Below are 19,301 nucleotides of genomic sequence, written 5' to 3'. Positions count from 1 at the left end.
TTCCTTGGCCATCGCTCTGTGCCAAGGAAGGAAAACTTTATCGACAGGACCAGAGTCATGGCCATCCGAGTGCATCGCGGCGACCTGCCAAACCTTTCCAATTATGGCCGCGAAGTGGCGATCGACACCGAGACCATGGGGCTCCATCCCCATCGCGACCGGCTCTGCGTGGTACAGCTGTCGCCCGGCGACGGCAGCGCCGACGTGGTGCAGATCCCGCAGGACGCCACCGAGGCGCCCAACCTGGTCAAGCTCCTCTCCGATCCCGGCGTCACCAAGATCTTCCACTATGCGCGCTTTGACGTGGCGGTGCTGCAGAACCGCTTCGGCGTGGTCACGGGCCCGGTCTATTGCACCAAGATCGCGTCGAAACTGGTGCGCACCTATACCGATCGACACGGGCTCAAGGACCTGGTGCGCGAGCTGCTCAATGTCGACCTCTCCAAGCAGCAGCAGAGCTCGGACTGGGGCGGGGACAAACTCAGCGACGCCCAGCTCGATTATGCCGCCTCGGACGTGCTCTACCTGCACGATCTCAAGCGGCACCTCGACCGCATGCTGGCCCGCGAAGGCCGCACGGAACTGGCCCGGTCGTGCTTCGACTTCCTCAAGACGCGGTGTGCGCTCGACCTGATGGGCTGGGAAGAAACCGACATTTTCGCCCATAGCTGAGGCTGGTATCGTCATGCCCGCGCCGGCCGGGACGCAGCATCTCTACCGACGCCTCGCCCGGCGCAACCGGGCGGTCGGCGTGTTGCGTTTCGTCGTGCCGCTGGTCGGGGCGCTGGTGCTGGGCGGGCTGATCGGGCAGATCTATCTCGCGAGCCAGGGCGGCCGCTTCGGCATTGACCAGGTGACGGTCACGCCCGATGCCATCAGCATCGACACGCCCGAATATGTCGGGGCGCTGACCGACGGGTCGACCTATCGGGTCTGGGCGGAAACCGCCCGGGCCACCACGGCGCGCAGCGACCTCATCGAACTCACCAATGCGCGCCTCGTGGTCAACCGCGTCGATGGCGTGCAACTGACCATGGAGGCGGTGGCGGCCCAGCTCGACACCACCAACCAGCTCACCATCGTGCCCGGCGTCGCCGACGTGGCCGACACGACCGGCACGATGGGCGTGCTGCACGATTCGATTTTCGACTGGCACAGCCAGCTGCTGACCACACGCGGCCGCGTCGAGATCGATTATGCCGATGGCTCGACGGTCCGCGCCGAGGGCCTTGTCTACGATGCGTCCAGGGTGGTCTGGACTTTTGTCAATTCGGTCGTCACCCTGCCCTCGACCCCGGGCGAGGACGGGTCCGAAGCCTCTGGAGAACCAACCCCATGAAGCGCATCCTGTCCTTAGTGGCGCTGCTGATCCTGGCGGCGGCCATGCCGGCTTCCGCCCAGAGCCCGGTAGAGATCACCGCCGACCAGACGGTGATGAACGATGCCAAGCGCGAAGTGGTGTTTACCGGCGATGTCATCGTCGTCCACCCCAATGTGACGGTCTGGGCGCCGGAAGTCATCGCCACCTATGGCGAGGGCGGCACCACAGACATCGAGACTTTCGTGGCCACGGGCGGCAATGTGCGCCTCAAGACGTCCGAACAGGACGCCACCGGCGAGCATGCCGTCTATACGCCGGCGGACCAATTGCTGCGCCTTACCGGCAATGTCGTCGTCAACAATGCCAGCGGCACGGTCAACGCCACCGAGCTGGTGGTGAACCTGGCCACGAATGTCTCGACCTTTACCAGCAGCGGCGGTGGCAGGGTGACCGGGGTGTTCACCTCCCAATGAGCACCGAGGCCCGCCCGCGCATAGACCAGACCGGATGGCTGGTCGCCCATAGCCTGGCCAAGAGCTTTGGCCGGCGGGTGGTGGTGCGCGACGTCTCGCTGGCCGTCCGGCGCGGCGAGGCGGTTGGCCTGCTCGGCCCCAATGGCGCGGGCAAGACCACTGTCTTCACCATGATCATGGGCCTGGTGCGCCCCGATGCCGGCAAGATCCTGCTCGACGGACAGGACATCACGCGGCTGCCCCTGTTCCAGCGCGGGCAATTGGGCATCGGTTACCTGCCGCAGGAGCCCTCGATTTTCCGCGGCCTCAGCGTCACCGACAATATCATGGCGGTGCTGGAGAACACGATCCGCGGCCGGAAGGAACAGAGGCGCCGGCTGGAGGCGCTGCTGGAAGAGTTTTCCATCACCCATATCGCCAAATCCTCGGCGCTGGCCCTTTCGGGTGGCGAGCGGCGGCGCGTCGAAATCGCCCGGGCCCTCGCTGCCGATCCGGGCTTCATGCTGCTCGACGAACCCTTTGCCGGCGTCGACCCGATCGCCGTGGCCGAGGTCAAGGGACTGGTCCGGCAGCTGACGCAGCGCGGCATCGGCGTGCTGATCACCGACCATGCGGTGCGCGAGACGCTGGGCCTGGTTGACCGGGCCTATCTCATCCATGGCGGCAAGGTGATGATCCAGGGCAAGCCCGAGACGATCAGCGCCGATCCGGAAGCGCGCCGCGTCTATCTGGGCGACAGTTTCTCGATCTAGATACGGCCCTGAAACTGGACGGTTTCAACTGGCACGAAACTTGCCGTGTGCCCAAATTTGAGTCATGGTCCGCACGGGAAGCGGCCGTTCGCGGCCGAAATTGTTTGCACCAAGGGCCTTTAACGCATGGCGCTGTCGCCACGGCTGGAGTTTCGCCAGAGTCAGAGCCTGACCCTGACGCCGCAACTGATGCAGTCCATAAGGCTGCTGCAGCTCAGCCATCTTGAACTCAACAGCTTTGTCGACGACGAATTGCTGCGCAATCCGCTGCTGGAGCGCGAGGAGGGCGGCAGTGACGATGGCGCTGCCGATGAGCCGCAGCACGTGCCCCAGGAAATGAGCGCCTACGAGGATACCGTGTCCTCGGGCGAGCGCACCAAGGACGCGGCCGAGATCGCCGAAGGCTATGACACGGCGGTGGAGAACGTCTTTCCCGATGCCGGGCCGGCCGAGCAGGGCCAGGCCACGGGCCCGGATCGCAATGGCAGTTTCGAGGGGGGCGAGGGCGCCGATCTCGACCAGTATGTCGCGAGCCGCCCGCGCCTTTCCGACCATCTCGAAGCCCAGGCGCAGATGCTGCTGCGCACCCCGGCCGACCGCCTGATTGCCCAGCACCTGATCGATGGCCTTAACGAGGCCGGCTATCTCGTGGTCGAGCCCGAAGCGGTCGCCGAGCTGCTGGGCGCCGAACTGGCTGATGTCGAGGCGGTGCTCGAAGTGCTGCAGACCTGCGACCCGGTTGGCATCTTTGCACGGTCGGTGGCCGAATGCCTCTCGATCCAGCTGCGCGAACGCGACCGGCTCGACCCGATCATGCAAAGGCTGATCGACAATCTCGGGCTTCTCGCCGAGCACAACATGCCGGCGCTGCTCAGGGCTGTCGGCTGCGATCGCGAGGATCTCAGCGACATGCTGGCCGAATTGCGCCTGCTCGACCCCAAGCCGGGCCTCGCTTTTGATTCCTCACCGGTCGAGGCGGTGGTGCCCGATGTCTTCGTGCGCCCGGGCCCCGATGGCAGCTGGCAGATCGAGCTCAATTCCGACGTGCTGCCGCGCGTGCTGGTCAACCGCAGCTATTATGCGACCGTCACCCGGAAGACGCGGGACGCGGCGGAAAAGAGCTTCCTTTCCGATTGCCTCAACACCGCCAACTGGCTGACCAAGAGCCTCGACCAGCGCGCCCAGACCATTACCAGGGTGGCCGCCGAAATCGTGCGCCAGCAGGACGGGTTCCTCACCCATGGCGTGGCGCATCTGAAACCCATGACCCTCAAGACGGTGGCCGAGGCCATCGACATGCATGAATCCACCGTCAGCCGAGTGACCTCGAACAAATACATGGCCACGCCGCGCGGGCTCTACGAAATGAAATATTTCTTCACCACCGCCATCGCTTCGGCGACCGGTGGAGGCGACCACTCGGCGGAAGCCGTGCGCCACCGCATCAAGCAATTGATCGATGCCGAGCCGGCCAGCGACATCCTTTCGGACGACACCATCGCCGACCTGCTGCGCAAGGAACAGGGGATCGATGTGGCAAGGCGCACCGTCGCCAAATACCGCGAGGGCATGAATATCCCGTCCTCGGTCATCCGGCGGCGGCAAAAGCGCGAGCTGGCCCGCACGGCATGACATTGCCTTGGACAGGCTGCGCGAATCCTATGCGGCGCTCCTGTGGCTGTCACCTGCTTTATCGGTCCAGTCCGTCCAGTTGCGCATGGACAGGCTGGCGTGGCCGGGTCTAGCATCCTTCCGGTCGACACACCATTTATGACGTGTCGGCAGACGCAGATCCCGTTGAGCCGGGAAGCGGCTTCTGGGAACTCTCGCGTCGCGCTTAACGACCGAAAGGAAAAAGAGCCATGACCCTACGCGTTTCGGGAAAGAACATGGATGTCGGCGATGCCCTCAGGGGCAAGGCGGAGGATCATTTTGCCTCGGTTGTCGGAAAGTATTTCGACGGCGGCTATGACGGACATCTCACTCTGACCCCTGATGGCATCGGGTATCGCGCGGATTGCGTGGTACACCTGGACACGGGCGCGACGCTGCAGGCCAGCGCCCAGGCGGGAGACGCGACCAGCGCCTATGAAGTGATGGCGCTCAATATCGAAAAGCGCCTGCGGCGCTACAACCGGAAGCTCAAGCAGCACCGCAAGGGCAATAATGGCAATGGCGTGGATGGCCTGACCGCGCAATATACCGTGTTCGGCGCCAGCGACGAGCTGGACGAGCTCGATGAGGACTACGCTCCCCCGGTCATTGCCGAAACCACCAAGAGCCTGCGGCAGCTCAGCGTCGAGGAAGCGGTGATGGAGCTCGATTTCACAGGACAACAGGTCGTGATATTCCGCCATGCTGGACATGGCGGGCTGAATGTGGTCTACCGCCGCGCGGATGGCAATATTGGCTGGATCGATCCAGCCCTAAGCGCCAATTGAGCGGCGAACACCACGCCGGATACCTGATTAGATCCTAAGGCAGATTGATGGAATTGGCCGATATTCTGGCAAAGCACGCCGTGCTGACTTGCACCGGCGTAGCCAATAAACGCCAGCTCTTTGAAACTCTTGCGAAAAAGGCTTCCGAGCTTACAGATTTTTCAAAGGAACAGATCCTTGCGACCCTTGAGGGCCGCGAGGAACTGGGCTCGACGGGACTGGGGAACGGCATTGCCATTCCGCATGGCAAAATTCAGGGGCTCAAGGGGGTGACCGCCATCTTCGCGCGGCTCGATTCTCCCATTGATTTCGATGCTGTTGACGACCAGCCGGTTGACCTGGTGGTGATGCTGCTCGCGCCCGTGGGCGCCGGCGCGGATCACCTCAAGGCGCTGTCGCGCGTGGCGCGGCTGTTGCGGACCGAGTCCGTGACCGACCAGCTGCGCGCCGAAACCGATCCGGACCGGCTGCATCAAATCCTGACCGCGCCGGTGGAAACCACCTACGCGGCCTGACCGCGCTCAACACGACACAAAAAGACCCCCGCAGCGCCAGCCGCGGGGGTCTTTGTCTCTGGCGCCGGCCCTAATGCAGCGTGGCCACTCCAATATTCTGGTCGCCCAGCCATTCGGAGACGGCTTCGGTCGTGTCGGCCACCATGAGAGGGGTCCCGTCTGCGGACATCACCAGCTGGTATTGGGTGGCACCGTCAAACTCGGCATCATGGATCATGCCCGAAAGCACCAGACCGGAGACGGGCTTGACATAGGCCACGGCGTCTCCACCCAGGGCTGCAAACTGCGCGCGCGTCAGATGCCGCAGCGGATTGGCGGCATCGAGCAGGTCTTCACTGTTTCTCTTGTCCATCATTTTTTCGGCCCTTTCTTTGTTCTTTTCCTCACAGGGAGCGAATGTCGATCTGTCGGGCAATCTTGGGCGCTCGGGGGCGCTCAAGCATAATAACGAGCATACCATGCCCCAGAGTTGCATCTTTCACTTCCATGCCATCGGCCAGAAGGAAACTGCGCTGGAACTGGCGGGCCGCAATGCCACGGTGGAGGAATTCCCGGCCGGGCTCATCCGCCTGCCGGCCCCGCACCATGAGCTGGTTGTCTTCCACGCTGACATCGAGGTCATTGCGGGCAAAGCCGGCAACGGCAATCGAGATCAGAAACCTCTCGGTCCCGTCTTCGCCGCTCGAGCGCTCAATGTTGTAGGGGGGATAGCCTTCGGCTGAGCGGGCGAGCCGGTCAATGCGCTCCTCGAAACTGTCAAAGCCGAGAAGGAACGGGGCGGAAAACACCGAGATACGCGACATCGTCTATTATCGTCCTTGATCATCAAGCAACGGTGGCAGGGACCCGATTGGAGTGGCATCGCCTGCCTTGGCCAGATATGGGTCACAAAGGCCAAGGGTTCAAGCCAGAGGAAGCCGCAATGTCCCAGACCGTCGCCATCATCACGCCCGCCTACAAGGCACAGCCGACACTGGCGGCAACCGTGCGCAGCGTGCTCGGGCAGACCCATGGCGACTGGCAGCACTGGATCGTGGCCGATGACGGCTTCGATTATGCGGCCTTTCTGGCGGAGCAGGGCCTCTCCGATCCGCGCCAGGTGTTTTTGTCCAGTGGCGGCGTCGGCAGGGGGGCCTCGGTCACCCGCAATGTGGCGCTCGAACAGCTCGAAACACCCTATGGCGCCATTCTCGACGCCGACGACTGCCTCAAGCCGCAAAAGCTGGAGCGGGCCGTGGCCATGCTGGACCAGTATGGCATCGTCACCACGGCGCTCGATGTGATGACCGAGGATTTCCGCCACCTGCGCCATGTGGGCGACGGACCGGACCGGGTCCTGACGCCCGGCCAACACAAATGGGTGAGCCTGTCCATGGATGCCATGGTGGTCTGGGACCGGCGGCGTGGCGACGGCCGGTTCGACCCTGACATGAGCAACATGACCGATCTCGAATTCCTGCTGCAGCTCTATCGGACCATTCCCGAGAGTTTCCACCTCGGGACGCCCTTGCATGACTATATCAAGCGGCAGGGCTCGATGAGCAATTCCAAGGACGTTGCCGCCGGCATGATCGCTTCCAAGCGCGAAATCCGGCGCCGGCTGGAAAGCGGCCATTATGGCCTGGCGGAAGCGGATGTGGCGGGGTTGACCGGCTTCCTCGATGTGTCGATTGCGGCCGAGGCGGCCTATGGCGCGGCTCTCGCCGCGCGGCCGGGACTCCTGTTCGAAGACCATATCGAGCCCATGCTGGCAGGGGCGCGCCCCTGACCCCCTGTCGAAAACGTCTCGCTCCACTCGTTGCGACAGGACAGAGGAGAGAGAGAGACGATGCGAAGCGACATTCTGAGAAAAGACGGCGTCATCTGGCATACCGCGATCAGCCTCGACGGCTTTGCCGCGGACGCGAATGACAGCCTCATGTTCATGATGGGCGGCGAGGACTCCGAGGCCGACAATCCGCTGGTGGATTTCGTCATGACCAATGTCGGCTGCACTTTGGGTGGTCGGCGCGGCTATGACATTTCGCAAGGCTGGGACGATCTGCCCAAGGCCTATGGGCTCGATGACATCCCGGAATATGTCGTCACCCGCCGGCCCTTCCCCGACGACAACAGGTATTTCTGGGCCGATGGCCGTGACCTGCCCGGCGCGGTGGCCCGGGCCAAGGCGAAGGCCAATGGGAAAATGGTCGTCATCCTCGGGCCAACGCTCGGTTCGGCGCTGCTGCGCGCCGGTCTCGTCGACCAGATTTTCCTGCAGGTGGCGCCCGTCATGATCGGATCCGGGGTGAAGATTTTTGCGGATACGGGCGAGCCGCCGGTTCAATTGTCACTCGTGCACCAGAGCCAGTCGGGACAGGGCGTCAATCTGATCTATGAGCCGAAGCGGGGGTAAACTTCTCTCCCCTCCAACGTCATTGCCCGGCTTGTCCGGGCAATCTACCTAGCTGGAGCATGGACCACCCGGACGAGCCGGGTGGTGACGGTCGCTCGGGGATCTCGCCAGAGTCATGGCCGCTGCGGGGAAACGCCCCTTGCCTCTCCCCCCATTTCCCCCTATAGAGCGCCATCTCCGGATCGCCCGGCCAAAAGGCATGCCGTGGCGGTCTTTGAAAGCGAAGGCTCGCAAGAGCCGGATCAAGACCAATAAGGACCCGCAAAATGCCCAAGATGAAGACCAAGTCCGGCGCCAAGAAGCGTTTCAGCTTCACCGCCTCGGGTAAGGTGAAGGCCGGCGTTGCCGGCAAGCGCCACCGCCTGATCAGCCACAACGCCAAGTACATCCGCACCAACCGCGGCACCAAGATCCTGTCCAAGGGCGACGAGGGTCTGGTGAAGTGGTACATGCCGTACAACCGCTAAGCTGGAAGGACACCAATAAATGGCACGCGTAAAGAGAGGCGTAACCGCCCACGCCCGTCACAAGAAGGTCTTGAAGGCCGCCGAGGGCTATTATGGCCGTCGTAAATCCACGATCCGTATCGCCAAGCAGGCCGTCGAAAAGGCCGGCCAGTACGCGTATCGCGATCGTCGCGTCAAGAAGCGCAATTTCCGCGCCCTGTGGATCCAGCGTATCAACGCTGCCGTCCGTGACTACGGCCTGACCTATAACCGATTTATCGACGGCCTCAGCAAGGCTGAGGTTGCCGTCGACCGCAAGGTGCTGTCCGATCTCGCGATCACCCAGCCCGAAGCGTTCGCGGCCCTGGTCGTCAAGGCCAAGGCAGCGCTGGCATATCTGGAAAGCGTGGACTCCGTTACCCACGCCCGCGTCACCGCCGCTTAACCTTCTGCCTCGCTGAGGTCAAAATCGCGCCTTGCGCCGCCCGAGAGGGCTGGCGCAGGGCGTTTTGTTTTGGTCTAACACCGCCCGCAGCCCGTCCGAATTCGAGATAATTCCATGTCCCTAGACGCCCAGATCGAAACCCTGCGCACCGAGCTTTCCGCCGCCATCGCCGGCGCGGACAGCGAAGCGAGCCTCGACGCCGTCCGTGTTGCGGCCCTGGGCAAGAAGGGCTCGGTTTCGGCCCTGCTCGCCACGCTCGGCTCGATGGCGCCGGAAGACCGCAAGTCGGCCGGACCCGCGATCAACGGCCTCAAGAACGACATTGCCGGCCTGATCGAGGCGCGCAGCGAAGCGCTCAAGGGCGCGGCGCTGGAAGCCCGGCTGAAGGCCGAGACCGTCGACGTCACCCTGCCCCTGCGCCCGGCCCCGACGGCGCGCGGCCGCATCCACCCGATCAGCCAGACCATCGACGAAATCACCGCCATTTTCTCGGATATGGGTTTTTCCATCGCCGAAGGGCCCGATATCGAGACCGACTATTACAACTTTACCGCGCTGAATTTTCCGGAAGGCCATCCGGCGCGCGAAATGCACGACACTTTCTTCATGAAGCCCGGCCCGGACGGGGTGAAGAAGGTGCTGCGCACCCATACCTCGCCGGTGCAGGTGCGCGTCATGCAAAAGACCAATGAAAAGCCGGCTGCGTCCTATATCACCCCGGCCATGGATCCACCGATCCGCGTGGTCATGCCCGGCCGCACCTATCGCAATGACAGTGACCAGACCCACACGCCGATGTTCCATCAGGTGGAAGGCCTGGTCATCGACAAGAATTCCCATATCGGCCAGCTGCGCTGGGTGCTCGAAGAATTCTTGAAGGCATTTTTCGAGGTGCCTGCTGTGACGCTGCGCTTCCGCCCGAGCTTCTTCCCCTTCACCGAGCCCTCGATGGAAGTGGACGTCCAGTGCGACCGCTCCGGACAGGAAGTGAAGATCGGCGAGGGCAATGACTGGCTCGAAATCCTGGGCTGCGGCATGGTGCATCCCAATGTCATCCGCAATGCCGGGCTCGACCCGGATGTCTATCAGGGCTTTGCCTGGGGCATCGGCATCGACCGCATCGCCATGCTGAAATACGGCATGCCGGATCTTCGTGCGTTTTTCGACGCCGACCAGCGCTGGCTCGACCATTACGGTTTCAGGCCGCTCGATCTGCCGACCCTGTTCGGGGGGCTGAGCAGCTAGGATGCCGACACTGCTGCGGTGGAAGGGGTATCGGTTCTTCTTCTACTCGGCCGATGGCTGGGAGCCGCCGCATGTCCACGTTGTGAAAGATGGTCGCGAAGCCAAGATATGGCTTCGTGATCTGAACGTGGCGGTAAATCTCGGCTTTTCTGCACGTGACCTCAATGAGATCATTGGGGCCACGCGCGAAAACAAAGACGCCTTTCTGGAGGCCTGGAATGACTACTTTGGTGCTTGAAATCGAAGACAGCCGCCCGGTGGAGGCCCACTGCGCGGATGGCCAGGTCCAAGTCCGGCTGGCTGATGGACGGACCGTCTCCACGCCGCTCTGGTGGTATCCGCGCCTCGCCAAGGCCAGAGCCGACCAGCTTGATGAGATTGAGTTGATGCCAATGGGATTGCACTGGCCGAAAGTGGATGAGGACATCTCCATCGCAAGCATGTTGCGCGGTGAAAAGGCGCCGGGGGCCACAGCGCCCTGATGTCTTCCACTTCCGCCAATCGTCAGCAGGTCAGGTTCAGCTTCGGGGATTCCCCCGAGCTGGCTGACAACCTGCTCGCCCTGGTGCTGGCGGGGAAGAAGACCGCGACCTGCGGGGCACTGCGCGATTATGGCGCGGGTGGCGAGGCCATGCCGGAAGTCGGTCGTCGCGACGTGGTGCTCAACGGCGCGGGTGAGGACGCCTGCGTGATCGAGACCCTGTCGCTCGAAACCAAAAGCTTCGACGATATCGACCCCTCTTTCACCGACCTGGAAGGCGAAGGCGACTATGCCGAATGGCGGGCGGGGCACGAAGCCTATTTTGCCCGCAATGGCGGCTTTGCGCCTGATATGGAGATTGTCTGCGAGACCTTCCGGCTGGTGACGGTGCTCCCCGCCGGGCGCGAGGTCTATAATCGCGTGGCAACGCCGATCTTCATCGTCACCGACATTGAAAGCGACGGGCCAACGCCGCTGCACAATTCCATGCTGAGCTTTGCCTCGGTGGCCGTCACGGCCGATGGTACGCGCCATGGCGAATTCGAGGCGCAGTTGCTGCAGCGCCCCGACCGGACCACCAACGAAACCACCATGGCATGGTGGGCGACCCAACCCGAGGCCTGGGCGGCGGCGAGGGAAAATGCCAAGGACCCGGCCGAGGTGATGCCGCGCTTTGCCGACTGGGTGGAAAGCCTGCCGGGCCCAAAGGTCTTCGTCGCCGCGCCGATGATTTTCGATGGGCTCTGGATGGACCACTATCTCGACGAATATGCCGGCACCCGCGCGCTCAGCGGCCCGTTCAAGGGCCGCCAGATCTTTCGCGGCGGCGGCATCTGCCTCTACACCATGGCCGGAACGCTGCGCGGCGCACCCTATCTCGATTGGGGCATGAGCAAGCTGCCCGCCGAGTTCTACGGCCACATCCCCCATACCCATCGCGCCATCGACGACGCCCGTGGCTTTGCCAATGTGCTCGTCGAGCTTTTGAAACTTTCCTCCGCCTTGCCGCCCATTTCCGGCAGCAAGAGTGACTTCCGCTAAAGGCCCAAAAATGAAATTCACCCTCGACTGGCTTAGGGAACACCTGGACACCACCGCTTCGGCCGACGAGATCGGCAAGGCGCTGACCATGATCGGCCTTGAAGTGGAAGGCATTGAAAGCCAGGGCAAGGCGCTGGAAAAGTTTGTCATCGCCCATGTGGTGTCGGCCACCCCGCATCCCAATTCCGACCACCTCAATGTGTGCAAGGTCGATGCCGGCACCGGCGAGATGATCGATGTGGTCTGCGGCGCCCCCAATGTCAAAACCGGCATGAAGAGCGTCTTTGCCTTCCCCGGCACCTATATTCCGGGCAAGGATTTTGAATTGAAGGCCGGCGTCGTCATTCGCGGCACCCCGTCCAATGGCATGCTCTGCTCGGCTGCCGAGCTCGAGCTCAGCGAAGACCATGACGGCATTATCGAACTGCCCGACGACGCACCGGTGGGCGAAAAGTATGTCGACTATGCCGGCATCAATGGCGTGGTCTTCGACATTTCCATCACCCCCAACAGGGGCGACGCCACCGGCGTCTATGGCGTGGCGCGCGATCTCGCCGCCTTTGGCCTCGGCACGCTGAAAGCAACCGACTTCTCGCCCATGCCCTCGACCGGCAAGAGCCCGATTGCGCCGCTGCCACACCAGTTTTCGGCTGACGAACCCAAGGCGATTCGCAAGTTTGCCGGGCGCTATCTGAAGGGCATCAAGAATGGCCCCTCGCCCGACTGGCTGCAGCAGCGCCTGCGTGCCGTGGGCCTTCGTCCGATCAATACCGTGGTCGACATCACCAATCTTGTCTCGCTCGGCTGGGGGCGGCCGCTGCATGCCTACGACGCTGACAAGGTCGAGGGCCAGATGGTGTTGCGCAATGCGCGCGGCGAAGCATTCGATGCGCTGGACAACAAGGTCTATACGCTCGACGCCTCAATGACCGTCATTGCCGATGACAAGGGCCCGCTCTGCCTGGGCGGCATAATGGGCGGCATCCGCTCGGGCGTTACCGAGGAAACCACCAATGTCTTCATGGAATGCGCCAGCTGGGACCCTGATCTCATCGCCCAGACGGGCCGCAAGACCGGCATCGTTTCGGATGCCCGCTACCGGCTCGAACGCAGCGTCGATCCGGCCCTGACCGAACCGGGCATGGAACTGGCCACCCGGCTCGTGCTGGAACTCTGCGGCGGCGCGGCCATGGAGCCGGCGATTTCGGGCGAAGACGTCTTCCCCAATACCGTGGTCGACTTCCCGCTCTCCGAGGTCAAGCGCCTCACCGGCCTTTCGGTCGAGCCGAGCGAGATCGACGCCATTCTGTCCAGACTCGGCTTTGCCGTCGAAGGCTCCGGCCCGACGCGGACCGTGAAGGTGCCGAGCTGGCGCCCTGACGTGACGCAGAAGGCGGATCTCGTTGAAGAAGTCATGCGCATGGTCGGTGTCGACAATGTGCCCAAGGAGCCTTTGCCGCGCCTCAACCATGTCGCGCCACAAATGCTGACCACGATCCAGAACCGTCGGCGGATCGCCCGGAGGGCGCTGGCGGCGCGCGGGCTCGACGAGGCCGTCACCTGGAGTTTTATCTCCCATGACGATGCCACCCGTTTTGGTGGTGGGAGTGAAGACCGGCAGCTGGCCAATGCCATTGCCTCCGACATGACCGACATGCGGCCCTCGCTGCTGCCGGGCCTCATTGCCGGAGCGCGCCGCAATGCCAATCGCGGCTTTGCCGATGTGGCCTTGTTCGAGGTGGGGCAGATTTTCCTCTCCGACCGGCCAGAAGGCCAGCACACCTATGCTTCGGGCGTGCGCACAGGCACGGCCGGCCTCAATGGCGCCGGCCGCCACTGGTCGGGCAAGGCGCAGGCGGTCACCGTCTGGGATGCCAAGGCCGATCTTGCCGCCGCGCTCGACGCACTGGGCGTCGATATCGAAAAGGTGCAGGTCCTGCCCGAAGCCGCTGCCTGGAGCCATCCGGGCCGCGGCGGTCGCGTGGCGCTCGGGCCCAAGGTGACCCTGGGCTGGTTCGGCGAACTGCATCCGGCGCTCGCTGCCGAGCTCGACATCGAGGGCCCGGTGGCGGCCTTCGAGATCGATCTCGATGCCCTGCCCGAACCGCGCAAGAAGGCCACCCGCACCAAGCCGGCCCTCGAGCTCAGCCCCTTCCAGCCGGTTTTCCGCGATTTTGCCTTTGTCATGGACCGCACCGTTTCGGCGGCGTCGATCCTCAAGGCCGCCCGTGGCGCCGACAAGGGTCTCATCAAGGATGTCGGCATCTTCGACGTTTTCGAAGGCGCCCATGTCGGCGAGGGCAAGAAGTCCGTCGCCATCGAGGTGACGCTGCAGCCCAGGGACCGGACGCTGACCGACGAGGAAATCGACAAGGTTTCGGCCGCGGTCGTCGCGGCAGTGACCAAGACGACTGGTGGGGAACTGCGGAAGTAGCTCTTCTCCCTCCCCCTTGCGGGAGGGCAGCGCAGCTTGCCCCAAAGGGGCCTAGCGGAGCGGGGTGGGGGATTGGCGAGCGCTGTGTGCGTGACGCACCCCCTCCCAACCTCCCCCGTCAAGGGGGAGGTGCCGGGCCGGTGGTTGACCGGCATTGAGCCTATCTTGGGAAGTAAGCATGTCCCGCACCGACGCCATCCTAGCCCGCCTGTCGAAACTGCATCCGAAACTGATCGATCTCAGTCTCGATCGCATGCTGCCGCTGCTCGAAAAACTGGGCAATCCGCAGGATCGCCTGCCCCCGACCATCCATGTCGCGGGCACCAATGCCAAGGGCTCGACCATCGCCTATCTGCGCGCCTTTCTCGAGGCATCAGGCAAGTCGGTGCATGTCTACAATTCTCCCCACCTGGTGCGCTTCAACGAGCGCATCCGCCTTGCTGGGACACTGGTCGGCACGCGCATGCTCAATGCCGCACTCGAAGAAGTGGAAGCGCTCAATGGCGGCGCACCGATCACCTTTTTCGAGGTGACGACGGTCACCGCCTTCAAGCTCTTTGCCGAGACCCAAGCCGATTATCTGCTGCTCGAAACCGGCATGGGTGGCACCTATGACACGACCAATGTGATCAAGCACCCACTGGGCACCGTCATCACCCCCATCGACCTCGATCATCAGGGTTTTCTGGGCAATACGGTCGCCGAAATCGCCGTCAGCAAGGCCGGTATCCTCAAGCGCGGCGCCAAGGCCGTGATGGGCCTGCAGCGCGACGAGGCGCGGCCGGTGCTGGCGCGGGCGGCCCATCGTCTGGGGGTAACACCGCTCTGGCAGGGCGAAGATTTTCACGGATCGAGCCTGGATGGACGCCTGGAGTATCAGGATGAACGGGGCCTGCTCGACCTGCCGCCCCCGGCTTTGCCCGGCCCGCATCAGTTCGACAATGCGACCCTGGCCATTGCCGCCGCGCGCCATTTCGGCCTGCCGGTGGATGAAAAGGGTTTTGCCGAGGGGCTGCGGCGCGTCGCCTGGCCGGCCCGCATGCAGCCCATCCGCACGGGTAAGCTGCGCGATCTCCTGCCGCCGGGCCACGAGCTCTGGCTCGATGGCGGACACAACCCCCATGGCGCGGCAGCCCTGGCCCGCACCATTGCCGGCATGAAGGAAAAGCCGCTGATAATGATCATGGGCATGATGAATACCCGCGCGCCCGAGGACTTCCTGGCCCCGTTCCGCGACCTGCATCCCACGCAGATTCTGACATTGACCATCCCGGGCGAGGCCAATGCGCATGGGGCCGAAGAGATTGCCGCCCGCGCCCGGGCGCAGGGTTTTCCGGCCAGGGCCGCGCGCTCGCTGACCACGGCGCTCAAGGCCGTCGCCGAGATCGACAATGCGCGCGTGCTGATTTGCGGCTCGCTGTATCTCGCGGGTGACGTGCTGGCCAAGAACGGCACGCGGCCGGATTAGCTTCACCCGCTTCCCCAATCACAGCGCCGTCCTCGGGCCTGACCCGAGGACCACTCCAAACGCCGTGGATGTGACGCCTGGCCCTCGGATCAAGTCCGAGGGCGGTCCAGTGGGTGTGGGAATGCCGTGCCCGCTGGGGCGAACAACAAGCTAGTACTTCGCCTGTTCGCTGCCGCAAAACGCATCCACCGGGCTCTTGCCCGCAAACGGCTTGCGGCCCAGGAGGCATTCGACCACGGCGGCCTGCATGTCCTCGTTGCTGCCATAGGCGTTGACATAGGTGGGCACGCGCGGCGCGTCGTGGAGATAATAGGGGTAGCCCAGCGACACCATGAGCGTCGGCACGTCGTGCCAGTAGCGCTTCATGGCGCCAAACACATTGCCGGTCAGCGCCCGCCAGTTGAGGAAGATGCGCTGCCGCGTCAGCAGGGTTTCCTCGGAGAGGAGATAGAGGACGAGGTCGAAATCCCGCGGGTTGACCTGCATATCCGGCGTGTATTCGGTGATTTCAAAGCCTTCCTGCCGCAGCAGGTCCGGCAGGGACAGCGGCAGCGGGACCGGCGCGAAGGGCTGGATGGAGCCGGTCGAAAAAATCAGCACCTTGCGGTGTTTTGCGGGGGACAGGGGCAGGAGATTGGCAATGTCCTTGACCAGGGTCGGCACCCTCGATGTCACCGAAGCCGCCGTCAGCTTGCTTTCCGAGCGCGCCATGATCACTTCGGCGGTCGTCAGCGCCGGCTCGGGCCGGTCGGCCTTGTGCAGGCCCAGAGCCGCCTTGAGCGCCAGCACGCGGGTCACGGCTTCGTCGACGCGCTCCTGGGTCAGGCGGCCATCGGCCACGGCCTTGACCAGATACATGAGGTCGGCAGTGGCATCGTCGGAAAACAGGATGACGTCGCAGCCGGCAATCACACACTGCGGAATGGTCTCCGAGCGCGGGCCCCAGTCGCCAAAGCCGGCCATGGGCGTGGCGTCGGAGACGATGAGGCCATTGAAACCGAGCTTGTCGCGCAGCAGGGTCTGGTTGAGCACGGCGCTCTGGGTGGCCGGGCGATAGGCCTCGGCGCCGGCATCGGGATCGAGCTCGCGCACGAAGGCGGGAAAGGCGATATGGGCCGACATGACGCTGAGAACGCCGGCACCGATGGCGGCGCGATAGAGCCGGCCAAAGGTCTTTTCCCATTCGGCAAGGGTCAGCGGATTGACCGTGGTGACCAGGTGCTGGTCGCGATCGTCATAGCCTTCGCCCGGCCAATGCTTGACCGTGGCGGCAACGCCCTTGGCCTGGAAAGCGGCGATCTGTGCCAGGGCGTGGCGCTCGATGCGCTCGACATCCTCGCCATAGGAGCGGGTGCCGACAATGGCGCTCTGGAAGGCCTTGTTGATGTCGATGACCGGGGTAAAGCTCCAGTTGAGCCCGACGGCGCGGGCTTCCTCGGCCATGATGGTGGAAATGGCCGTGGTGGCTTCGACATCGTCGACCGCCGCCAGACCCAGCGGATTGGGCACTTCGGTGCCGAAGGGCAGGCTCATGCGGCTGCCTTCGAGATCGGCGCTGACCGTCATGGGCACTGGACCGGCCGTGTCGATCTGGCGCATCAGCGCGATTTCATCGGCGAGGTTCGCCGAGAACATGCGGGTAATGCCACCGGGCTTGAAGGCGCGGATGGCTTCCAGCGCCTCTTCGGGCGCGCCGCGCGAGAGCAGCACGAAGAGCTGGGCCAGCTTGTCGCGCGGGCTCAGTTTCTCGCGCGTATCACTGACCCAGGCGATCGCCTCTTCGTCGAGATTGAAGGGGGCGGCGGAAAGATCGATGGCGGCCAAGGCGGGCTCCTCGACGTGTTGTCGTTATTGTTATGCCATGCTTATCAGCAGCAGAGGGACCCGAACAAGGCGGGTGTGCGAAGACCCTTGTCGAAACCGGCCCTGGCGGATCGTCGTTGGCGTGTGACCAACAGGAGGAAGACCATGGCCAGTGTCATGTCCAGGGATGGAACCCGCATCGGATACGATGACTATGGAAGCGGCCCGCTGCTCATCTGTGTCGCCGGCGCGACCCAGCACCGCGCGGTAGATCAGGAGGGAACGCCGGCTTTGGCCCGGCTGCTGGCGCCGCATTTCACCGTGCTGATCCACGATCGCCGGGGACGCGGCGAGTCGAGCGATACCGCCCCCTATTCGGTTGCCCGGGAGGTGGAGGACATTGCCGCGCTGATCGCGGCTCATGGTGGGGAGGCGCGCCTTTTCGGCATGTCGTCGGGCGCCGTACTGGCGGTGGAGGCGGCGGCCACGCTCGGCGCCGCGATCAAGGGCCTGGTGCTCTACGAGCCACCCATCGATCCGACGCGAAACGCGCAGGACTACAAGAACGACCATGCCGAAATGGCCGAGCTGGCGCGCGACGGCAGGGGGGAGGAGATGATGATCCGCTTTCTGGGGGAGGTGATGGCGCCCGAAGCGCTGGACGACTTCCGCCAGTCCCCGGTCTGGTCGGCCTATGCGGCGGTGGGGCTCACGCTCGAACACGACTATCGCGTCCTGGCCGAGGCACGGCAGGGCGATGACCCGCCCAGGAGATGGGAAGGGATCACGGCGCCTGCTCTGGTGCTCAATGGCGATCAGAGCTTTGACTTCATGAGCGCCGGCGCCGACTGGGTGGCGCGTGGCCTGCCCCTAGCGGAGCGGCGCACCCTGAAAGGGCAGGATCACGGCTATGACCCGGCGGTGCTGGCGCCGGTGATCCTGGAATTCCTGGCCAGGCCCTGAGCGCAGATCAGGCCGCGTGCTGCTCGAGCCACTTGATCAGCTGCACGCGGCTCTGGCCGGCGCCCACCTTGAGGTCCACCGGCTGGCCACCCTTGAAGATGATCAGGGTCGGCATGGCGCGCACATTGTACTGAACGGTCGTGCCGGGATTGCTGTCCACGTCGAGCTTGACGATCTTGACGGTGGCCGCAAGCTCCTCGGCGAGGGCCTCGATGGTGGGCGACATGGCCTTGCAGGGCGGGCACCATTCGGCCCAGAAATCCACCAGAACCGGCTTATCCGAAGCCAGCACTTCCTGAGCGAAATTGCTGTCAGTCACATTGAGCGCCATACCAGTCCTCCATCGGCATAGACCGATGAGGCTAGGACGAGTCGCGGGCCCGGGGGAAGGGATGGATTTTCGCGGGACTTGGCCGCGAGAGTTTGCTTTGGCGCGGGCTCTGGGGGTGAGGTCACCCCACCCTCAATCCCTCCCCATCAAGGGGAGGGAGGCGCAGGGGTAAGCGCCAGTGTTCATCGTCTCCCTCCCCCTTGTGGGGAGGGATCAAGGGTGGGGGTACGACAGGCAGTATCTCGTTTCGAGCACCCAAACAAAAACACCGCCGGATCGCTCCGGCGGTGCTTCAAAAAGTCTCGACTGGCGAACTAGGCCGCGTGGCTTTCGAGCCACTTGGTCAGGCCCGCCTTGGGGGTGCCGGCGCCGATCTTCATGTCGGCCGCTTCACCGCCCTTGAACAGGATCATGGTCGGAATGGAGCGCACGCCATACTGGGCGGCAATGCCCGGGTTCTCGTCGACATTGAGCTTGACGATCTTCACCTTGCCTTGCAGTTCCGAGGAAAGCTCGTCAAGGACCGGCGCGATGGCGCGGCAGGGACCGCACCATTCGGCCCAGAAATCCACCAGGACGGGTTCGTTGGAGCTCAGGACTTCCTGGCCGAAAGTGGCTTCGGAAACGGCTTTGGTCATGGTTTTCATGCCTTTTTTGTCTGTTGCACCCTCGCGTGAGGCCCCTGGCCTCATGCATCTGGTGCGACGGGATATTTCAGATCCCGACCGGGCGGAGCTGCCCGGTCCG

The 19,301-nt window shown here is 63.8% G+C and carries 22 protein-coding genes and 1 pseudogene; 18 read left to right on the top strand and 5 right to left on the bottom strand.

Translation table 11 applies throughout. The annotated features are described in order from the left end of the window. Window positions 1-57: 57 nt before the first annotated feature. The 7 genes and pseudogenes from MQW79_RS13420 to MQW79_RS13390 all read left to right on the top strand — a co-directional run bounded on the left by MQW79_RS13420 (window position 58) and on the right by MQW79_RS13390 (window position 5,502). Entirely contained in the window at window positions 58-672 is a 615-nt protein-coding gene (locus tag MQW79_RS13420; protein WP_198876941.1) for a ribonuclease D, read from the top strand. Window positions 673-685: 13 nt separating this feature from the next. Continuing rightward, window positions 686-1,339: a hypothetical protein gene (locus MQW79_RS13415; RefSeq protein WP_476584971.1), complete on the top strand. Its 654-nt coding sequence runs from the start codon at window positions 686-688 to the stop codon at window positions 1,337-1,339. Further along, window positions 1,336-1,794 (top strand): LptA/OstA family protein, encoded by a 459-nt coding sequence (locus MQW79_RS13410; RefSeq protein WP_476584970.1) that lies wholly within the window; start codon window positions 1,336-1,338, stop codon window positions 1,792-1,794. The genes MQW79_RS13415 and MQW79_RS13410 overlap by 4 nt, the downstream gene beginning before the upstream one ends. Window positions 1,795-1,802: 8 nt before the next feature. After that, window positions 1,803-2,546: pseudogene (gene lptB / locus MQW79_RS13405) on the top strand (LPS export ABC transporter ATP-binding protein); the annotation flags it as partial. A gap of 126 nt (window positions 2,547-2,672) precedes the next feature. Next, entirely contained in the window at window positions 2,673-4,178 is a 1,506-nt protein-coding gene (gene rpoN / locus MQW79_RS13400; RefSeq protein ID WP_476584969.1) for an RNA polymerase factor sigma-54, read from the top strand. A gap of 230 nt (window positions 4,179-4,408) precedes the next feature. Next, window positions 4,409-4,987, top strand: a complete 579-nt coding sequence (hpf, locus tag MQW79_RS13395; RefSeq protein ID WP_476584968.1) for a ribosome hibernation-promoting factor, HPF/YfiA family — start codon at window positions 4,409-4,411, stop codon at window positions 4,985-4,987. Window positions 4,988-5,034: 47 nt separating this feature from the next. After that, the gene (locus tag MQW79_RS13390; protein ID WP_476584967.1) at window positions 5,035-5,502 is read left to right on the top strand and encodes a PTS sugar transporter subunit IIA; all 468 of its coding nucleotides are present in this window, start codon (window positions 5,035-5,037) and stop codon (window positions 5,500-5,502) included. A gap of 70 nt (window positions 5,503-5,572) precedes the next feature. Here MQW79_RS13390 and MQW79_RS13385 read toward each other — a convergent pair whose 3' ends face one another. Both MQW79_RS13385 and MQW79_RS13380 read right to left on the bottom strand, forming a co-directional pair. After that, window positions 5,573-5,857, bottom strand: a complete 285-nt coding sequence (locus MQW79_RS13385; protein ID WP_476584966.1) for a DUF1150 family protein — start codon at window positions 5,855-5,857, stop codon at window positions 5,573-5,575. A gap of 28 nt (window positions 5,858-5,885) precedes the next feature. After that, the gene (locus tag MQW79_RS13380) at window positions 5,886-6,305 is read right to left on the bottom strand and encodes an Hsp20 family protein (protein WP_476584965.1); all 420 of its coding nucleotides are present in this window, start codon (window positions 6,303-6,305) and stop codon (window positions 5,886-5,888) included. Between the two features lie 119 nt (window positions 6,306-6,424). Here MQW79_RS13380 and MQW79_RS13375 point away from each other — a divergent pair, with 119 nt between their 5' ends. The 10 genes from MQW79_RS13375 to MQW79_RS13330 all read left to right on the top strand — a co-directional run bounded on the left by MQW79_RS13375 (window position 6,425) and on the right by MQW79_RS13330 (window position 15,457). Next, a complete protein-coding gene (locus MQW79_RS13375; RefSeq protein WP_476584964.1) occupies window positions 6,425-7,270 on the top strand; it encodes a glycosyltransferase family 2 protein in 846 nt (281 codons plus the stop codon). A 60-nt stretch (window positions 7,271-7,330) separates the two neighbouring features. Next, window positions 7,331-7,897, top strand: coding sequence for a dihydrofolate reductase family protein (locus MQW79_RS13370; protein WP_476584963.1), 567 nt, complete (start codon window positions 7,331-7,333; stop codon window positions 7,895-7,897). A 266-nt stretch (window positions 7,898-8,163) separates the two neighbouring features. Beyond that, window positions 8,164-8,364: a 50S ribosomal protein L35 gene (gene rpmI, locus MQW79_RS13365; RefSeq protein WP_035084480.1), complete on the top strand. Its 201-nt coding sequence runs from the start codon at window positions 8,164-8,166 to the stop codon at window positions 8,362-8,364. A gap of 19 nt (window positions 8,365-8,383) precedes the next feature. Continuing rightward, entirely contained in the window at window positions 8,384-8,788 is a 405-nt protein-coding gene (gene rplT / locus MQW79_RS13360) for a 50S ribosomal protein L20 (protein ID WP_476584962.1), read from the top strand. 114 nt (window positions 8,789-8,902) lie between these two features. Beyond that, window positions 8,903-10,033, top strand: a complete 1,131-nt coding sequence (pheS, locus tag MQW79_RS13355; RefSeq protein ID WP_476584961.1) for a phenylalanine--tRNA ligase subunit alpha — start codon at window positions 8,903-8,905, stop codon at window positions 10,031-10,033. A 1-nt stretch (window position 10,034) separates the two neighbouring features. Then, entirely contained in the window at window positions 10,035-10,271 is a 237-nt protein-coding gene (locus MQW79_RS13350; protein ID WP_476584960.1) for a DUF4160 domain-containing protein, read from the top strand. After that, window positions 10,252-10,515, top strand: a complete 264-nt coding sequence (locus MQW79_RS13345) for a DUF2442 domain-containing protein (RefSeq protein WP_476584959.1) — start codon at window positions 10,252-10,254, stop codon at window positions 10,513-10,515. Before MQW79_RS13350 ends, MQW79_RS13345 begins: the two co-directional genes overlap by 20 nt. After that, window positions 10,515-11,555 (top strand): ASCH domain-containing protein, encoded by a 1,041-nt coding sequence (locus MQW79_RS13340; protein WP_476584958.1) that lies wholly within the window; start codon window positions 10,515-10,517, stop codon window positions 11,553-11,555. The genes MQW79_RS13345 and MQW79_RS13340 overlap by 1 nt, the downstream gene beginning before the upstream one ends. Before the next feature lie 10 nt (window positions 11,556-11,565). Continuing rightward, window positions 11,566-13,989, top strand: a complete 2,424-nt coding sequence (pheT, locus tag MQW79_RS13335; protein ID WP_476584957.1) for a phenylalanine--tRNA ligase subunit beta — start codon at window positions 11,566-11,568, stop codon at window positions 13,987-13,989. Window positions 13,990-14,167: 178 nt separating this feature from the next. Then, the gene (locus MQW79_RS13330) at window positions 14,168-15,457 is read left to right on the top strand and encodes a bifunctional folylpolyglutamate synthase/dihydrofolate synthase (protein WP_476584956.1); all 1,290 of its coding nucleotides are present in this window, start codon (window positions 14,168-14,170) and stop codon (window positions 15,455-15,457) included. A gap of 150 nt (window positions 15,458-15,607) precedes the next feature. On the opposite strand, the gene MQW79_RS13325 is transcribed toward MQW79_RS13330, so the two are convergent. Beyond that, window positions 15,608-17,281 carry a glycoside hydrolase family 3 protein gene (locus MQW79_RS13325; protein WP_476584955.1) on the bottom strand — a complete coding sequence of 558 codons (1,674 nt, stop codon included), beginning with the start codon at window positions 17,279-17,281 and terminating at the stop codon, window positions 15,608-15,610. A gap of 144 nt (window positions 17,282-17,425) precedes the next feature. On the opposite strand from MQW79_RS13325, the gene MQW79_RS13320 reads away from it, so the two are divergent. After that, a complete protein-coding gene (locus tag MQW79_RS13320) occupies window positions 17,426-18,223 on the top strand; it encodes an alpha/beta fold hydrolase (RefSeq protein WP_476584954.1) in 798 nt (265 codons plus the stop codon). A 7-nt stretch (window positions 18,224-18,230) separates the two neighbouring features. On the opposite strand, the gene trxA (MQW79_RS13315) is transcribed toward MQW79_RS13320, so the two are convergent. Together trxA (MQW79_RS13315) and trxA (MQW79_RS13310) are read right to left on the bottom strand one after the other, a co-directional pair. Then, complete coding sequence (trxA, locus tag MQW79_RS13315) at window positions 18,231-18,554, bottom strand: thioredoxin (protein ID WP_476584953.1); 324 nt, start codon at window positions 18,552-18,554, stop codon at window positions 18,231-18,233. A 314-nt stretch (window positions 18,555-18,868) separates the two neighbouring features. Continuing rightward, window positions 18,869-19,192 carry a thioredoxin gene (gene trxA, locus MQW79_RS13310; protein ID WP_476584952.1) on the bottom strand — a complete coding sequence of 108 codons (324 nt, stop codon included), beginning with the start codon at window positions 19,190-19,192 and terminating at the stop codon, window positions 18,869-18,871. Window positions 19,193-19,301: the final 109 nt, after the last annotated feature.

It is taken from the genome of Devosia sp. Micro-HW1 (assembly GCF_056341075.1).
Note: the sequence above shows the minus strand (reverse complement) of the source record. Positions and strands in the feature narration are given on the sequence as shown.

Coding starts and splice junctions, on each gene's coding strand:
- rplT (WP_476584962.1), top strand. CDS start 8,384: ATGGCACGCGTAAAGAGAGGCGTAACCGCCCACGCCCGTCACAAGAAG.
- MQW79_RS13370 (WP_476584963.1), top strand. CDS start 7,331: ATGCGAAGCGACATTCTGAGAAAAGACGGCGTCATCTGGCATACCGCG.
- MQW79_RS13345 (WP_476584959.1), top strand. CDS start 10,252: ATGACTACTTTGGTGCTTGAAATCGAAGACAGCCGCCCGGTGGAGGCC.
- pheT (WP_476584957.1), top strand. CDS start 11,566: ATGAAATTCACCCTCGACTGGCTTAGGGAACACCTGGACACCACCGCT.
- MQW79_RS13390 (WP_476584967.1), top strand. CDS start 5,035: ATGGAATTGGCCGATATTCTGGCAAAGCACGCCGTGCTGACTTGCACC.
- trxA (WP_476584952.1), bottom strand. CDS start 19,192: ATGACCAAAGCCGTTTCCGAAGCCACTTTCGGCCAGGAAGTCCTGAGC.
- MQW79_RS13350 (WP_476584960.1), top strand. CDS start 10,035: ATGCCGACACTGCTGCGGTGGAAGGGGTATCGGTTCTTCTTCTACTCG.
- trxA (WP_476584953.1), bottom strand. CDS start 18,554: ATGGCGCTCAATGTGACTGACAGCAATTTCGCTCAGGAAGTGCTGGCT.
- MQW79_RS13375 (WP_476584964.1), top strand. CDS start 6,425: ATGTCCCAGACCGTCGCCATCATCACGCCCGCCTACAAGGCACAGCCG.
- MQW79_RS13340 (WP_476584958.1), top strand. CDS start 10,515: ATGTCTTCCACTTCCGCCAATCGTCAGCAGGTCAGGTTCAGCTTCGGG.
- MQW79_RS13330 (WP_476584956.1), top strand. CDS start 14,168: ATGTCCCGCACCGACGCCATCCTAGCCCGCCTGTCGAAACTGCATCCG.
- MQW79_RS13415 (WP_476584971.1), top strand. CDS start 686: ATGCCCGCGCCGGCCGGGACGCAGCATCTCTACCGACGCCTCGCCCGG.
- pheS (WP_476584961.1), top strand. CDS start 8,903: ATGTCCCTAGACGCCCAGATCGAAACCCTGCGCACCGAGCTTTCCGCC.
- MQW79_RS13420 (WP_198876941.1), top strand. CDS start 58: ATGGCCATCCGAGTGCATCGCGGCGACCTGCCAAACCTTTCCAATTAT.
- MQW79_RS13385 (WP_476584966.1), bottom strand. CDS start 5,857: ATGATGGACAAGAGAAACAGTGAAGACCTGCTCGATGCCGCCAATCCG.
- rpoN (WP_476584969.1), top strand. CDS start 2,673: ATGGCGCTGTCGCCACGGCTGGAGTTTCGCCAGAGTCAGAGCCTGACC.
- rpmI (WP_035084480.1), top strand. CDS start 8,164: ATGCCCAAGATGAAGACCAAGTCCGGCGCCAAGAAGCGTTTCAGCTTC.
- MQW79_RS13410 (WP_476584970.1), top strand. CDS start 1,336: ATGAAGCGCATCCTGTCCTTAGTGGCGCTGCTGATCCTGGCGGCGGCC.
- MQW79_RS13380 (WP_476584965.1), bottom strand. CDS start 6,305: ATGTCGCGTATCTCGGTGTTTTCCGCCCCGTTCCTTCTCGGCTTTGAC.
- hpf (WP_476584968.1), top strand. CDS start 4,409: ATGACCCTACGCGTTTCGGGAAAGAACATGGATGTCGGCGATGCCCTC.
- MQW79_RS13320 (WP_476584954.1), top strand. CDS start 17,426: ATGGCCAGTGTCATGTCCAGGGATGGAACCCGCATCGGATACGATGAC.